Consider the following 13966-nt stretch of genomic DNA (forward strand, 5'->3'; position numbering starts at 1 on the left):
GCATGTCCGCGCAACGAACTCGGCAACTGCAGTGGTGTTCAGCAAATCGCGATTGAAGATACATGGCCCGAGCGACAGAGGATGCTCTGCTGCGATCTCGCCGCGCTCGACTGCGAGTCCGAGCGTTTTTGGACTCACGCCGATGCCTCGGTCAGGTTCATCCATCCTTCGGCAGCACGCCGCTCAATCGAATAGACGTGAATTCGACGATGACTGCGCAACGCAGTGACGCGCTCCTGTGTCCAGAAGTTGCCTCGCCCGGTCCGTAGCCCATTGCGATTGAGCACGCTGGCAATCACCAGATCCGGACAGATGCGAGCCAGCAGGCGCACAGCATCAGTCGCTTCAGGCGACGTCCGGGTGGCGCATTGGCCGCGACGCCGGCGTGGTACACGGATCTCGGTATGGACACCGCCTTTCCAGTTGATGACGAGTACGATCTCGCTGGCTGCATTGTCGAGATCGACGACGACCTCATGGATCAAGGCGCGCGCGTCGCATCGTTACCTCCTGTATAGGACAAAGGACAGTGCTCGGCTTGTACCACATTGAATTGGGCGCAGAGAGATTTATCGGTCAACAGGTGCTTCAGTTCGCGCAGCGCACTGCAGTCAACGATTGGGAATGCAGATGATCGGATATGAAGGCGGGCAACTGGATCAAACATCCACTGCGGCATCTGCGATACACGTGTTGTCTCGCGTGGCTCAAGAGAACATCGCAGAATGATCTCGCCATTCTTCTCGACCACACTGAAAATCCAGGCCATCCGACCGAACCACGGGTACAACCGCAGTCGTCGTCATTCGTCGCTCGGCCTGGTTTCTCCGGAGCGGTTCCTTTGGGACTGGATCGAAGCTCAGCAGACCAACGATGCCGCTGCATAACTCGGGGCCGATGGAAGGCGAAAAACCGAGGGAAGCCCATCTCCTTCGGGCCACACATGCACATCATCTTGCTTGTACCGCCGCAACTGAGTGAGTGGCGGCCTGCGAGCAAGCGTTTCCGTCTACCTGTTTCGCGGGACGCCCATAAAACTATCCCGCGAATGAACTGCCTCCGAAAAGGCGGTCTCTCCTCCCATTGCGTGGTCGAGCACGGCAATGGCGCGGTTTATCGACGCGATCTCGGCCCCATACGTTCTCGCTTCCCGCATGTAGAAATTTATTGCATCTAGGCCTTCGAGCGTAAGAACTTCGCTCTCCGTTTGCCCCGGCCAGCTTGCGCTCAACATCGCGGCGGGTGGCGACACGCCGTCGTCCGCGATGGAAAGCACACATCCCGTCCCGATGTGAACGACCTTGCACCCGAAGCGGTCCGCATGAAACTGCGGAAGTGTTGCGAGAAACTCAAGCAGTGGAGACATGGGGCCTCTGGCCGACGCACTAGTGAGCCGTTAATACCATCAGAATATCCGCATACCAGGCGCTGTTCAGCCCGAGCGACTCATCCAGTTGCTCGTCGCGGCCGCCCATATCGATGCTCGAAGAATGGACGCCTAAAAGCAGCCACTCCAGTTCATCGGATTGACCACCGGCCGATGCCGCTCGCAGAACGACCGGTGCGCCGCTGGTGCCGCGATGCGTTCGCGCATCCGTGACGAAACAGCCTTTCCCCTGGAAACGCAAACCGAATGCCGACGCCAGAACGCCCTGCCGAACGACTGGCAAGTGGTGCAGCGAATCGTGGAATCCCAGCGGAAACCCGACGATCAGAAGCGATGCCCCGATTGGCATCACATCGCCCGGACGCGGCAAATGACGGGGACGGAACGCCTGAAACTCCGCGCCCGGCGGCAACGCGGCGCGGTCGAGTTCGAGTACGGCTACATCGACCTCGCCACCGTCGTCCGTTCCCTGACGCCAGAGGGGATGCCCCGCGGCGTACAACGGAACCGACAGCCAGGTGGCGACTGCGAGGTTCTTCGCATCGACGTGAAACTCTATCTCCAGCCGGTCGGGAAAATGCCCGCCGGACACGTCGATCATCACGTGTCGGCTGGTCACGAGAAAGAGCCGGGTTCCGTGCTGGAAAAAGAAGCCGCTTGCGCTGGTCAACCGCCGCTCCTGCGCGAACGTACAGACGCGTGTCACGGCGAGAAGCAATGCATCCGCGCCTACCTGGACATGCGACTCCGGGGGACTCTCAAGGCATGGAACGGCCGCGGGACGTCCACCGCCTGACTGAGCTGATTCGCGGGCGGATGGAATCAGTCCCGAAAGCAGGTTCATCAGCGCATCGTGCTCGGGTCCGCGCCGCCTTGATGAAAGAAACGCGCCGACCTCAAGTTCCGATACGGTCCCGCCCGACGCCGCGTTCGGCACATGTCGCACGATAGGGGCTTCGCCCTCGCAGCGGCAGAGAAACCATTCATCGCCACTGGAACTGCGATGGAATTCGAGTACATCGCCAGCCGTTTCAGCGCCGCGTTCTGTGCCGGTTGTCGGAGAATCCATTCGTATTCCTGAAGTGGTCGCGAAATCAATGCTCGATTGCACCGCGGATTATGGCTACAGGCGCGATCGAATTGCCGGAACCCCTCGTCCTCTGAAGCACGCGGGCGTGCTCGCGGATGGCTCGCCCTGGTCCGAAAGTTCAGGCGGGCTCCCAAATCGCGCGATCGGAACCGCCTTTGTCGATCAACATTTCAGCGTAGGCCACGCACGCGCGCCTTGCGTCACCGGTATTCAAAAAAGACCGCCTGCCGGGCACACGGAACAGGCGGCTCCTCACCTTGTCCGTCCCGGACTCGGGTTCGCTGATACGGACCGATGCATCGAATCCTTCCTCGTAGTTGTGGCTGAACCCGGCTTGGGTCGCGCGATGGGGGTACACGAGCAGGGAAATATCGAGGCCTCGATAATGGCGAATGGTGGTCATCAGGTCACTCCTTGGGGCCGCAGCAAGCAGCCGTTTTTTTGATCGTTGTGTGCGTTTGGCCGACAGCGATATCCGAACCGCCTGGCGGGCCGGCCGTGCTTCCCGGCGGGAAAGCTGGCACTTGAGCGAACAATGATTCGGACGGCTTTGCGCAGCTCCGGGCCCAAAGCGCGCCGCAATCCCTTTCGCGTTGTGGTCGGCGCAGCGCCGGGAAAGCATCCGTCGCTCGTGCGATGGGGTCAATCCTTCACCGATTCATCGCGCGGCAAGCAACCAACCCTGGTCGCCGCTGAACGTTCTCAGGAGGACCGCTAGGTATGGCAGAGGGGGAGCGAGGCTGACAGCCGTCGTCAGGTCATCTGAACGAAGAGGGATCACAGCGCAGACAAGATCCGCTTTGCGGACTTCGTAACCCACCATACGCGCGCCGGCACCACGGGTCAACTCTATTCGGAAAATATCTGCGTCGCCCTGCGTTGCCTGTTCCGGGGTATAGTGGGTCTCCCCTGTGGAGTGACTGAAATGCCGACACACCTGCTTCTTCTCTACAAGGGGTATGAACTTCATCCTCTTGTCTTCCCCCGCACCTTCAGTCGCTTTGACGGCCACTCCCGCTACGCCGAGGGGTATGACATCGCGGTGCGGATATGTCGTCCTTCCGCGATAGCGAGTTCGGCTGCAAGTCGCGTTTTCAGGCTAAACCAGCCCCATGCATTCTCCGACTTTGGAGTGGCGCGGCGTGCTGCCCGGCAACAGGGGGAGGACATCGTCGACGGTAAAATAAACGGAGCTTCGGTCGTCGACATGTGAAATCGCTGCGGGCGTGCCAAAGCAGTTGACCGGCCCCATCGTCGGTCGCCTTCTGGCCGCCGTTTTTTGAAAAGACACGACCCGTAGCGGAAAGCCGCAGACCGCACGGCGAAGCGATGATCCGAACGTGAGGATTCCTCCAGACCGTTATCGGCAGTGCCAATCAACCTCAATGTAATTCCGCATTACCTCGTGCTGCGCACGGGCTATGAACCGTATGTGCTGAACGCCAACCGCTGTGTTTTGCGCCGCGCAGCAAGTCGCCTTCTGCTCAGGTTCGCGAGAACCCGCGGTGCGCCCACTTCAATCGCAAACGACGAGTGAAACGCCTTTTCCGGCACAGAGTCCATTTCGGCCGACGAGCGGGCCGAGATGCGGGCTTACGCACTGGTTGGCGGTGCCGAAAGCGAACACCAGCTCCTGTTGCTGGCTGGCCTCTGACTCCCGATGGAGCGCTTTATGTATCGGATGATCGCGTACCGCGGATTTGAGATCCATGTCGAACTCAGTCAGTCTTCAGCGGATCTCTACGACGTCACGTTTCAGATCAAGGGCGGCGACAATCTTCGTGTCGTGGGTCAGCGTGGAGGCAAGATTTCGCTGCACAACGGCCCCTATACACGCCGTTGGGCGTACCTCATTGCTGAAGCCGCCGGGCGAGCCGCAATCGATCTGCTCCTTGGAGTGATCGTCGCGGACGGTGACCCTATCGCGTAACGCAAGTTGAGCGTCTACCGTTGCGCGGTGATGTTGCCGGTTGCAGCTTCGTCAGGCAGGTAATGAAATGACGTGAGCGCAGCGGCGGCGCACCGCAACGGGCCGCATTTCGCCGTCGCTGACGCAGTGTCACGCGAACGTCGGCTGCGGATAGGCACTGTGCGCATGCCCGCATGCCGATCCAGGCTGCCGGCTTCGCAAAAGAAGCGGCGACGAATGAACATTCGCTGTACAAAGAGGGCAATGGGCGTAGCATGAAAGCGTTGATTGACCCACGGCCCTTCTCTACGTCTTCCCAGTCACCTTTCCCAACGGAATCGGGCCGCTCACTTTCATCGCAGGCCGCACAACGCGGCCGATCATGTGAAGACTGACCTCAGTCGCTCACACCCTTTTCCCGATTCGTCACGTGTTGACGCGACCTCAAAGGTATTTCATGACCGCCGGTTTCCGTCTCTACCGTGGACTGGCTCTACCGTGGACTGGCAGTTTGTCCACTGGTCTATCCACATCGTGCTACCGAGCCCGGAAGTGGCATAACTACGAGGAAGGGTTCGATGCTGCCGTACGTATCCAGGAGTCGGGAAGCTCACGGGAACGCCCCGCACCCGCGTATTTCGGCTTTGGGGGGCGAAGCCCTTTCAGGGCGACGGCGACGCGCGGCGTGCGTCGACTGCCTGGCACAACACGTCATCGACACGTGTTTCCAAAGCACGAACATTCTCGATCTGGAGTTGTGATTTGTACCTCGTTGCATGCAGGAACCATCGCCACACACACGCGGCGGTACACACAGGCAACATCGGAGGTTTGACATGGACAGAGCTGATCTCTTGAAGTGGATTCGACGCGATGGCTCCGGGCTTATCGACCGGTTTCTGCCGTTAGGGGCCCGTGCCGCGCTCGAAGACGTCATCCTCGACGGCCGCCACGAGGTCGATGCGGATGCTTATCTGATGTTTGTGTCAATTAGCGCACTGCTGCGCAAGGACGGCATGGCGAGCTGCGCTTCGGACCGCGAGGCCGGCCGGATCATGGCCCTGCTGAACGCGTGACGTAGCCCACCCATTCACGCGGCGCTGGCGCAATGATCATGGCTGCGCGGCACTCGAACAAGGAACGATAGTGCGCTTCAATTCGACACGATTCATCATCGACCCGACGCCACGCAGGGCTGACGGCGAATACATGGCCCATGCCCGCATTGGTACCAGCCGTGCGGACGGGAGCGAGTACGACATTCATCTAAGTGGTGATCTTGCGGGCTTCGACGTGCGCGCAGACGTCATTACCGATGCGAAAAAACGGGTGCAGGACTGGCTGAACGCGTGCTTTGGCTGACGGGACTCTCACATCGACAGCAGGTTATCGCACCACAGGAGCAAAGGTATCGGGCAACAAAGAGCACCGATCGCGTCTATGTGTCTTCGTTAGATGACAATCACCGCAACGAAATAGAACAGCGAACCCCGTCATGGACGTCCGGACGATTCACGGCGCAAACTCACAACCAGGAAAAAAATTGACTACCGTAACCCCCAAGCTGAACGAACCGGTGGAAGTCGCGTTGCGCCGCTTCCGCCGTTCGATCGAGAGCACCGGTTTGATAAAGGAACTGCGGGCCAGAACGGCTTATGAAACACCGACTGCGAAACGCAAACGAAAAAAGGCTGCCGCTGTGGCTCGACTCCGAAAACAGATCAAACGGTCGTTGCCACCGAAGAAGCTGTACTGAGTCGAAGTTTTGATGCGGATAAGCGAGCGGCGGCTGTCCTGGCTGGCGCTCAGTGTCGACCGGGCGCTTATGTGGCGTCGTTCGATGCGCTCCGCAACGCGATGGCGAACGCATCGGCCAGCGTCAACGCTGTCGTCACGCTCGCGAATTCCGCGCCCAGGTACACCATCGTCTGTGCAACATGCGGCCGAACGCCGCTGATGAGACAGTCTGTACCCATCAGTCTGGCTGCGGCGATCGTTTTCAGCAGATGTTGCGCAACGAGCGTGTCGACGGTCTGTATGCCCGTGATGTCGATGATCGCAGTCCGCGCCCGCGTCTCGGCAATCCTCTGCAGCAGCATTTCCGTCATCACGAGAGCGCGCGAAGAGTCGAGCGTGCCGACCAGCGGCAGCGCGAGAACTCCCTTCCATAGCTGCAGAACGGGCGTCGACAGTTCAAGCAGTTCCTGTCGCTGGCGTGTGATGACGGCGTTCCTGCTACGCTCAAGCGTCTCGGTGGCATGAAGGCCGAGCGCGTCCAGCAACTGGTCGATTGCCCAGCTCATCGCTGCCAGTGCGGCCGGTTCATCCTGAAGCGCGTCGCTCACATAGCGGCTCAAGGGACGTTTGAAGGAAAACACGAAAGACATGGTCTCGAGAGGCGAAAAGCCTTGGCGGGCACGCGTTGCTGCTATGTCCGCAAGAAGACGGCGTAAGGGATCCCAGTGTTCGTTCCTCGCATCCAGTGTCGTGGTGCGCATGAGTGTGGAAACGAACAGTTCCACGAACCGGTGACATTGGCTGCGCAGCTCGTTTTCCGGGACGAGTCCGCGCCGCATGTCGTGTATCAGATGTTGATCGAGCCAGTCGGACAGGAGGGCTGAGCGCTGCGCGTCCAGCGCATGACCGAGAATTGCGCTGTCCGAGGTAGCCACGACGAAAGCGGGGTGCATTATTCCGGCACGGCAATGTCGCCGCTCACCAGTTTCTCGCCCCACGCTTCGGCGAACTTCGTCGCGCTCTGCGCGTCGGCACAGAGCGGCATGTCCGCGCAGCCCTGAAAGGGATAAATCAGACGCCCGTCGCTCAGACGTACAACCTTCAACAACGGAATAATGCCGTAAGAGGTGCGCCGGAAGGACGCGGTAATTTCGTACCGGTCGCGTTCAACTGAAGCGGCTGCCATTTATAGCTCCTTGTGCGGGGCCGGGTGAGCAGAGTGCTGGATCCGGCGAGTGGTGGCTGCGCTCCTGGCACGACCGGCAACTGATTCTGGTCGTGTGAGGATAGTGCATGGAAGCATGTGCTCCGACCTGCTGTCACGACTTATCGAATTCCAGAGTGCCGACCCGCTTTCCGCAGCCTGCGTCCGCTGGCGGAATCGTGCTTCAGTACATTTTCCTGATCTGCCTGCGCAGTCTCGCTACGGCTGTCGACTTTCTGCGCTTTCGTTCAGCCATTGGATTTTCGTATGCCATACGCGCGCAGTTCCTTCAGCAGGCCAAGGTTGTCGAGTTGGGGCGGGGAATGATGGTAGTCAAACGGATCCTTGAGCGGTGAACGGAGTGGTCAGGCGGGAGGTTCGTGCGAGCCAGTACGAGCCGGTCTCACAGGTCGTCGATCGAGGCGTCTTCGATCTTTCCGTCGATGATCGCTTCGCCGCGCTGGCGGGCGGCACGGCGCGCAGAGCCGAAATCGGCGAAGGTGAGCCGCTGCTCAAGCCTGAACACGCGGCCTGCGCCTACGTCGCCTGACAGGCCGGGCGGCAGAGATGCGCACCGCGGTATCGAAGCCCTCTGCATAGAGCGAATGACCGTCGAATCGCGAGAAAGTGCGCGAAAACACCAGCGCGTAAAGTTCGAAGCCCTTATAAAGGGGCGGCCGGTCTGCAGACATCGTCGCTCCTGTACAGGGACGATCCACTATACACGCTATCCCGCCGTTCGGGGCGCTGTTTCGGCCAGCGGGTTGTAATGCAGCAAGGATCAGATTTTCAGGACGTCAAAATTATGGTCGGGTCCGCGCAAATGCGTTGACCGACCTGCCGGGTACGCGTACTGTGGGCAATGAAATCAAGGCACACCGATTGCTGATCACCATCATCATGCATCCGTGGCTGCGCGGCACGTGTTGTCCTCTCCCTTCTCCTTGATCCCCGAGCTTCGCGCGTCGATTGTTACCGGACCTGGCGGGATGCGGGTAGCCGGTCCGACGATGCGTAACACGCAGGGCAGCGTTCCGGTTGGTGTGTTGTACGAGCGTTCGCGAATCATGCGCATCGTTTGCGCTGACACTTTAGTGGAGTCTTGCATGGTGACCGACCAGCGCGAGGAACTGCTGCGTCTGCTGCGGGCCGCAGCGTTGGTGGGGCGGGATATACAGTCGCTTCTTGAACTTCTTGCGCGGCGTTGCATTCACAGCATTGATCTCGCCGTAGAGCTGGACGAGGCGCTGGATGCAAGTTGCAGGCATCAGGTTCTGCTAGCGCAATGCATTCGACGGATCGAGGGCGAGGCGGCCGCGCAACCGTGTTCCCGGCGCGTATGTGCCACGTTCGCGCACCCGACATTGGCTGAGCCTGCCGCAGGGACGCAGCACGATGTCGGGGATCTACGCATGCAGGTGTTGAGCGAAATCGCAATCTTCGAAGCGGCCATTGTCGCGGCCGAATCGAGTGGTCTGTTCGAAACCCGTCTGGCCTGTGAGACGATCCTGGCGCAGACGCTATCGATGTCGCGCCGGCTTTCAACGTACGCGGCCGGTGGGGACGTTGCCGGGCAGACCGTTACACAGGGTGCTATGGGCGAGGCAGCGGCCGGTGATCATTGACCGGCCGGGTTCAGCGCCCGTCTTCTTTAATCTACGCTGCGGATAACGCAGCAAGGGGAATACATCATGACAACAACCCAGCGACTCTATCGCGGACTCGAATTTCATGCACTCGTCTACCCGCATCACGTGACCCCGGCGGGATTCAGCCATAACTACGAGGAAGGCTTTGATGCCTCTGTTCGCATCAGCGAACCGGAAGTGGATTCTGCGCCGTTACGAAGCCGCGTCTTCCGGGTGTCAGGCGAGCGGCCGTTCAGCTGTACCGGCGAAGCCCGGCGTGCGTGCACACGCTACGCGGAATGGCTGATCGACGAATCTGACCGTACCGGCAAGCCGATCTGGGACCGTAGCTAGAGATGCGGAGGGTCAGCTTCAAGCAGGCGATGCGGGCAGTTTTTTGCGATCGTGTTTTTGCACTTCAGGAGTTGTCATGAGCCCGTATTCCACGACGTTCCGTATCGATCCCACGCCGCGGCGCGCCGACGGCGAATACATGGCACATGCGAAGATCACCTGCGTAAGCGGCGACGGCCGCGAGACTGACGTTCATCTGAGCGGTGACCTCGCAGGCTTCGAGATGCGTGAGGATGCGATCGTGTACGCCCGTCAGTGGGCGGTCGACTGGCTGGGTGAGCGGTATGGTTGACGTTCTGTCGTCTGCGCTGGCGTGTCGGGCATGCCGGAATCAACCAGATGCCGCGAATCGTTCGGCTGTCATCGGCGATCCACGATCTCGTCTATGGTGCATTTTGACATGACAAGCGTGCGGACGATCGCAAGTTCTCTCGATGTCGAGTGAAGACGCCTGCACCCAAGCCAGGGCATCTGCGGAATCGGAATTCCATCCATCCTCGCCTTTGGCACAATGTGCAGCTCAGTGAGAAACCGTCCCGACGCGAGCCGCTCGACATCAATCGTGATTTCATAACCGCGATATTCGTGGGTTTCCATTGTTTCCTCGACCGGTTACACGCGATGTTTGGAGCCAGCGTGTACCGAGGCGATACGGGCCGGGCTACAGGCCGCGATCACCGGCTAGCGACGGTAACGTCGTAGAGATCGTGGTCCGTGCGGTTCTCCACGGTCATGCCGGCGCGCCACCGTCGCGCGGCTGTGGACGTATCGAATGTCACAGTCGTCGGACAGGAGCAGCACCAAACAGGCCATATCTTGGCGACACCGACGACGTACAGCGTCACGCATGCCTCAATACCGCCTCTGGTATCCCTCGCGCCACAGTGCCGCGCCAATCGATGTCAGCAACGCGATGTCCTTCGTCGACAGATGGTCCCATTCACACGCGAGCCATGCTGCAAATGCCTCGCACGCGCCATTGAGCTCGCCAGTCGCGCGTCCTTCGCGATTCAACTGTTCGAATACCTGAGCAACATCGGCCGGCGTCATAGCCTCTCCAGCTGCGGTTTCATGAGGACGACCTCGAGGGGCGGGAGGGAACCGGACTTTCCGGTAATCGCGAACCGCCATACGCACGGTCAGCGCGCCGGGACTGCTTCGAACGGCGCGAGCGACGTTGCGCGCACGTGTCGCACTGGTTCCGGCCGGTACGACGATCGACTGTCCTCGCGGCCGCCGCAATGCTGATTGTCCACCCATTCTGGCGCTTCGGGCGCTTTTTTTCTTCTGCTCGCGAGCAAGGCACGCGTTGCCACAGTGTTGTTGCCGCAGCCGGCGGGCCAACACAGACCTGCCGTCTTCCCGGCAAAGATGCAACTACTCGCACCGGTGCGAACCAGTGGCGGTGTGCGTCTTCGAGAAGGTCAACGACGCGCTGGCCGCGCAGTGGATGCACGCTCTCGACGAGAATGATCGCGCCTCTGTTGCCCATGGAATGGAAAGAGATTGCGTTATCCCCGAGTGGCAGGGCACGCGAAGCCCGAGCCGGTAGCGATCGGGCCCGCTGGGCCTGGGTATCACGTGGAAGCCGAGGCTGTGTCGTCCGCCCGTTGCGCGAAGGAGCTACAGACTCGCAACCTGTTGCTTGGAATGCTTGGACACGACATGCGCAGTCCTCCGCAGACCATCCAGATGACCGCATCGTATCTCGCAGCGCTGAATGCCGGGGGCAAGGTGTCTGAGGCTGCAGCCCAGCTTATAAAAAGTGGCGCCTGCATGCAGACGCTTCTTGATGACCTGTGCGATTTCAACGGAACAAAGCTGGGCCTGGGCATCGACATCGTCCCTCACGATGTTGATCTGGCTGAAGTGTTTGCCGATGTGGTGGACCAGTTGCGTGCGGCACATCCCGGGCGCCAGATCGAGCCTCACGTAGAGGGCGATACCCAGGGAGTCTGGGACCCTCACCGTCTTGAGCAACTGATCAGTAACCCTGCAATCAACGCCATCAGGTATGGGGCACTGGATGCGCCGATGCGTATTGTTGACTGGCGCTGGCGCGGAAGTACGTTTCGAGGTCAGGAACAGCGGCTCTGCCATCGACGTGCCGACACTGGACACATCTTTGGGCCGCGCCGGCCTGGTCCGGGTCAGGCCGGCGACAGTGGACTCGGACTTGGCCTGTACATCGCGGGCGAAATTGCCAGGCACATCGTGGCTATATCGATGCGCGGTCTGACCGGACCGGCGCCGCATTCGCCGTGCGCCTTCCAGGCCTCCCATAGCGCAAAGCGTCGCGCCCCTGCGGACAGAGACCACCCTGTCCGAGCCTTCACTGGAGGCCACGGTGCCCGTTCCTTGCATGGATATCGACGTCCGCCATTCCCGTTACGTTTGGTCGCGTGAATCATGAAGCGTTCCGTCCGTCGGTGCCATGATCCTGGAAACGGCTACGGCGCCGCCAGCGATTCGCGCGAGGCCAGTGAACGACAGAGGCGCAGACCCTCGCCCTGCCGCTTGGCTGACGGGGAGAGGACGACATCGACAGGGCGGTCGAAGATACTTTTCCAGCGAGAGGGACGGACCGGCCACCGGCGGCACGACGCGGATCGAGAAGCCTGTCGGAAGCGACGTTCCGGGTACCGGGCCGGATGACGATTGCCGGACGAAAGTACGCCTGGCGAGCCATCGCCCGACGATGTCCGAGGCGATGGGGCCCTGCCGCAGCGAGGATAGATTCCGGTGCGCAGAGGCATGCCGGTGCAGGTCGGTGAGCATGGCGCCGGCAGGAAGCAGCGGCATCACGCCCGAGCCCAAGGCGTGGCAAGCATTCTCGTGGTCGACGACGATCTGGACAACCTTTGGGCACTGCAGTTGGCGCTCGAGGCTGGCGGCCATCGCGTCAGCCTCGCAGGCGATGCTCGGCTGGCGCTGGAGATATTGCATCGGCAGTCGGTCCAGATAATTGCCACGGACTACGAAATGCCTGAGATCGACGGCGTCGAACTATTTTGACGCAAATCAAGAGGCGTGGTGCGCGGCATCGCGGGTGCGATCCAGTCCCAGCGCGGTGCCGCACCGCGCTCCTGCCTGTCCGCCAACTCCGTCTGGTCTGCGCCTTGCCAGGCAAGACGGCGCAGTCATGCGGGGCTGCATCGGTTCCACTGCAGAACGGGCCACCTGGCGAGACAGTTACAAGTTAAATATTGACGCTGGTCCACCAGGCAGGTACTGTAGCGTTCGAAGTTCAAGAAGTTCGATTGCTGTTCATCAATTGCTCGCTCCTCAGCGGTATTCGTTGTCCTCTCCCTCCTTGAAGCTTCACGCGCTCTGTGACAGGGCAACTCTTCGTATTTTTACTCAAGGATTCTTCATGGATACCGGTACCGTTAAGTGGTTCAACGACAGCAAAGGCTTTGGCTTCATCACCCCGGACAATGGGGGCGCCGACCTGTTCGCGCACTTCTCCGAAATCAGGGGCGAGGGCTTCAAGACGCTGGCTGAAAACCAGAAGGTGAGCTTCGAAACGAAGCAAGGCCCGAAGGGGCTGCAAGCGGCTAACATCCAGCCGATGTAAGACTGAAGAACCCGGCCTCCGCGACGGACGCCGGGTTGCAGCGACACCCTCGCGGAGCTTTGTCTCCCGCTACTGGCGCGATCGCTCCTGATTGGCATCTGTCTATCGGGCAGCTTGCCAGGCGCCATACGCCTCGTTGTGCCTCTTCTCCCCCTAGGCTGCAACGCCATTCTGCGGTTTTCGACCGCTTCAGAGTTCGGCTCGAATGACCTTGAATCGGTGCACACGTGCGCCTTTCGCACTGCGCGAGCTCAAATCATTAAAATTAGAATGCAAAACAAACAGATCCAACAGTACAACGGCTATGCTGTCCAATCCTCGGCGCATCGTTTGCGCGACGGTAGCTTTTCATCAAACCTGCTGCTCGAACGCATCGACAGGACGCGAGTCGAAGGCCGCTACTGGTTCTATTCGCTCGAATACTTCAGGAGCGAAGAAGAGGCATTGCTGCACTCGACCCAGTGGGGACGCAACTGGGTCGACGCACGTGGTTAGTAATACACCACAGTTCGAAACGCCCAACGCTGCCGGGGGCAGGGCCGGCGCAACAAAGCGCGACCAAACATCATGCAGGATGCCGAACTGCGCATCGTCGGCAAGCATGGCTGCCCCCTTCCTTCTGGCCCCGCCGATAGTTGCAGGACAGATGACGGCCTTAGGTTACAATGCGGGACCCGTTCGCGTCGCACAGCACCGAAAAGATGAGTGCTGGTTAGTCGCGAATCTTCCCTTGATCGATAATCCAGCGATAGCAGTGCTCGCCGGACTGCACGCGCCGACTCGCACCGGACCGGTATTGCGCGCTCCCGTGTCTGACTGATCCCCTCACGTACATGATTCGCATCCCAGACAGGGCGGCGTCCGTGACTTCCAGGATGCGAGGGCCGCCAGGCAGATTTAACGCTTCCCACGACCGCGCGAGTGCGTGTCGATCAACGCTTGCGGCTTCCTCCTCAAAGCGCCTTCGGAGCCATGTCCCGCCAATTATTGAGGTTTACTTAATCCATGACAACCGACCTTCAGTTCGCGCGTTATAAGGTCAGTACCTTGATCGGAGGAACGGTTCATGGCCAAGATGGA

The 13966-nt window shown here is 60.2% G+C and carries 21 protein-coding genes and 2 pseudogenes; 12 read left to right on the forward strand and 11 right to left on the reverse strand.

The features are described from left to right. Positions 1-134: 134 nt before the first annotated feature. From DVS29_RS37675 to DVS29_RS32220, 5 genes are all read right to left on the reverse strand, one after another. A complete protein-coding gene (locus DVS29_RS37675) occupies positions 135-485 on the reverse strand; it encodes a hypothetical protein (protein WP_205962564.1) in 351 nt (116 codons plus the stop codon). Beyond that, on the reverse strand, positions 482-769 hold the full coding sequence (locus DVS29_RS37490; RefSeq protein ID WP_164708038.1) for a hypothetical protein: 288 nt from the start codon (positions 767-769) through the stop codon (positions 482-484). The genes DVS29_RS37675 and DVS29_RS37490 overlap by 4 nt, the downstream gene beginning before the upstream one ends. A gap of 240 nt (positions 770-1009) precedes the next feature. Next, a complete protein-coding gene (locus tag DVS29_RS32210; RefSeq protein ID WP_118184580.1) occupies positions 1010-1366 on the reverse strand; it encodes a hypothetical protein in 357 nt (118 codons plus the stop codon). A 19-nt stretch (positions 1367-1385) separates the two neighbouring features. Beyond that, on the reverse strand, positions 1386-2456 hold the full coding sequence (locus DVS29_RS32215) for a trypsin-like peptidase domain-containing protein (protein WP_118184581.1): 1071 nt from the start codon (positions 2454-2456) through the stop codon (positions 1386-1388). Between the two features lie 139 nt (positions 2457-2595). After that, positions 2596-2880, reverse strand: coding sequence for a hypothetical protein (locus DVS29_RS32220; protein WP_118184582.1), 285 nt, complete (start codon positions 2878-2880; stop codon positions 2596-2598). Between the two features lie 522 nt (positions 2881-3402). Between DVS29_RS32220 and DVS29_RS32225 the strand changes: the two genes are divergently transcribed. The 5 genes from DVS29_RS32225 (at position 3403) to rpsU (ending at position 6142) form a co-directional block, all read left to right on the forward strand. Further along, a complete protein-coding gene (locus DVS29_RS32225; RefSeq protein WP_118184583.1) occupies positions 3403-3690 on the forward strand; it encodes a hypothetical protein in 288 nt (95 codons plus the stop codon). Positions 3691-4149: 459 nt separating this feature from the next. After that, positions 4150-4407: a hypothetical protein gene (locus DVS29_RS32235; RefSeq protein WP_118184584.1), complete on the forward strand. Its 258-nt coding sequence runs from the start codon at positions 4150-4152 to the stop codon at positions 4405-4407. 815 nt (positions 4408-5222) lie between these two features. Then, the gene (locus DVS29_RS32245; RefSeq protein ID WP_118184585.1) at positions 5223-5462 is read left to right on the forward strand and encodes a hypothetical protein; all 240 of its coding nucleotides are present in this window, start codon (positions 5223-5225) and stop codon (positions 5460-5462) included. A 70-nt stretch (positions 5463-5532) separates the two neighbouring features. Next, positions 5533-5748: a hypothetical protein gene (locus tag DVS29_RS32250; RefSeq protein WP_118184586.1), complete on the forward strand. Its 216-nt coding sequence runs from the start codon at positions 5533-5535 to the stop codon at positions 5746-5748. Positions 5749-5929: 181 nt separating this feature from the next. Then, on the forward strand, positions 5930-6142 hold the full coding sequence (gene rpsU / locus DVS29_RS32255; RefSeq protein ID WP_118184598.1) for a 30S ribosomal protein S21: 213 nt from the start codon (positions 5930-5932) through the stop codon (positions 6140-6142). A 67-nt stretch (positions 6143-6209) separates the two neighbouring features. Here rpsU and DVS29_RS32260 read toward each other — a convergent pair whose 3' ends face one another. From DVS29_RS32260 to DVS29_RS38375, 4 genes and pseudogenes are all read right to left on the reverse strand, one after another. Then, complete coding sequence (locus DVS29_RS32260; RefSeq protein WP_240655919.1) at positions 6210-7058, reverse strand: STAS domain-containing protein; 849 nt, start codon at positions 7056-7058, stop codon at positions 6210-6212. A 17-nt stretch (positions 7059-7075) separates the two neighbouring features. Then, positions 7076-7309: a DUF6723 family protein gene (locus DVS29_RS32265; RefSeq protein WP_240655920.1), complete on the reverse strand. Its 234-nt coding sequence runs from the start codon at positions 7307-7309 to the stop codon at positions 7076-7078. A 202-nt stretch (positions 7310-7511) separates the two neighbouring features. Next, positions 7512-7626 (reverse strand): annotated as a pseudogene (locus DVS29_RS38275) (30S ribosomal protein S21); the annotation flags it as partial. A gap of 104 nt (positions 7627-7730) precedes the next feature. Further along, positions 7731-7853 carry a hypothetical protein gene (locus DVS29_RS38375; protein ID WP_420816181.1) on the reverse strand — a complete coding sequence of 41 codons (123 nt, stop codon included), beginning with the start codon at positions 7851-7853 and terminating at the stop codon, positions 7731-7733. 580 nt (positions 7854-8433) lie between these two features. On the opposite strand from DVS29_RS38375, the gene DVS29_RS32280 reads away from it, so the two are divergent. The 3 genes from DVS29_RS32280 to DVS29_RS32290 all read left to right on the forward strand — a co-directional run bounded on the left by DVS29_RS32280 (position 8434) and on the right by DVS29_RS32290 (position 9601). Continuing rightward, a complete protein-coding gene (locus DVS29_RS32280) occupies positions 8434-8952 on the forward strand; it encodes a DUF892 family protein (RefSeq protein ID WP_164708041.1) in 519 nt (172 codons plus the stop codon). A 66-nt stretch (positions 8953-9018) separates the two neighbouring features. Further along, positions 9019-9309, forward strand: coding sequence for a hypothetical protein (locus DVS29_RS32285; RefSeq protein ID WP_118184589.1), 291 nt, complete (start codon positions 9019-9021; stop codon positions 9307-9309). 76 nt (positions 9310-9385) lie between these two features. Then, positions 9386-9601, forward strand: a complete 216-nt coding sequence (locus DVS29_RS32290) for a hypothetical protein (RefSeq protein ID WP_118184590.1) — start codon at positions 9386-9388, stop codon at positions 9599-9601. Positions 9602-9669: 68 nt separating this feature from the next. Here DVS29_RS32290 and DVS29_RS32295 read toward each other — a convergent pair whose 3' ends face one another. Both DVS29_RS32295 and DVS29_RS32300 read right to left on the reverse strand, forming a co-directional pair. Beyond that, a complete protein-coding gene (locus DVS29_RS32295; RefSeq protein ID WP_118184591.1) occupies positions 9670-9906 on the reverse strand; it encodes a hypothetical protein in 237 nt (78 codons plus the stop codon). A gap of 255 nt (positions 9907-10161) precedes the next feature. Beyond that, complete coding sequence (locus DVS29_RS32300) at positions 10162-10359, reverse strand: hypothetical protein (protein ID WP_118184592.1); 198 nt, start codon at positions 10357-10359, stop codon at positions 10162-10164. Positions 10360-10935: 576 nt separating this feature from the next. Between DVS29_RS32300 and DVS29_RS38380 the strand changes: the two are divergent. The 4 genes and pseudogenes from DVS29_RS38380 to DVS29_RS32320 form a co-directional block, all read left to right on the forward strand. Then, a pseudogene (locus tag DVS29_RS38380) lies at positions 10936-11594 on the forward strand (sensor histidine kinase); the annotation flags it as partial. 469 nt (positions 11595-12063) lie between these two features. After that, on the forward strand, positions 12064-12324 hold the full coding sequence (locus tag DVS29_RS32310; RefSeq protein WP_118184593.1) for a response regulator: 261 nt from the start codon (positions 12064-12066) through the stop codon (positions 12322-12324). Positions 12325-12682: 358 nt separating this feature from the next. Beyond that, positions 12683-12886: a cold-shock protein gene (locus tag DVS29_RS32315; protein ID WP_118184594.1), complete on the forward strand. Its 204-nt coding sequence runs from the start codon at positions 12683-12685 to the stop codon at positions 12884-12886. 270 nt (positions 12887-13156) lie between these two features. Further along, positions 13157-13381, forward strand: coding sequence for a hypothetical protein (locus DVS29_RS32320; RefSeq protein WP_118184595.1), 225 nt, complete (start codon positions 13157-13159; stop codon positions 13379-13381). Positions 13382-13966 lie beyond the last annotated feature (585 nt).

Origin of the sequence: Paraburkholderia phosphatilytica, assembly GCF_003443895.1 — a bacterium.
In the GTDB taxonomy this organism is placed as follows: Bacteria; Pseudomonadota; Gammaproteobacteria; order Burkholderiales; family Burkholderiaceae; genus Paraburkholderia; species Paraburkholderia phosphatilytica.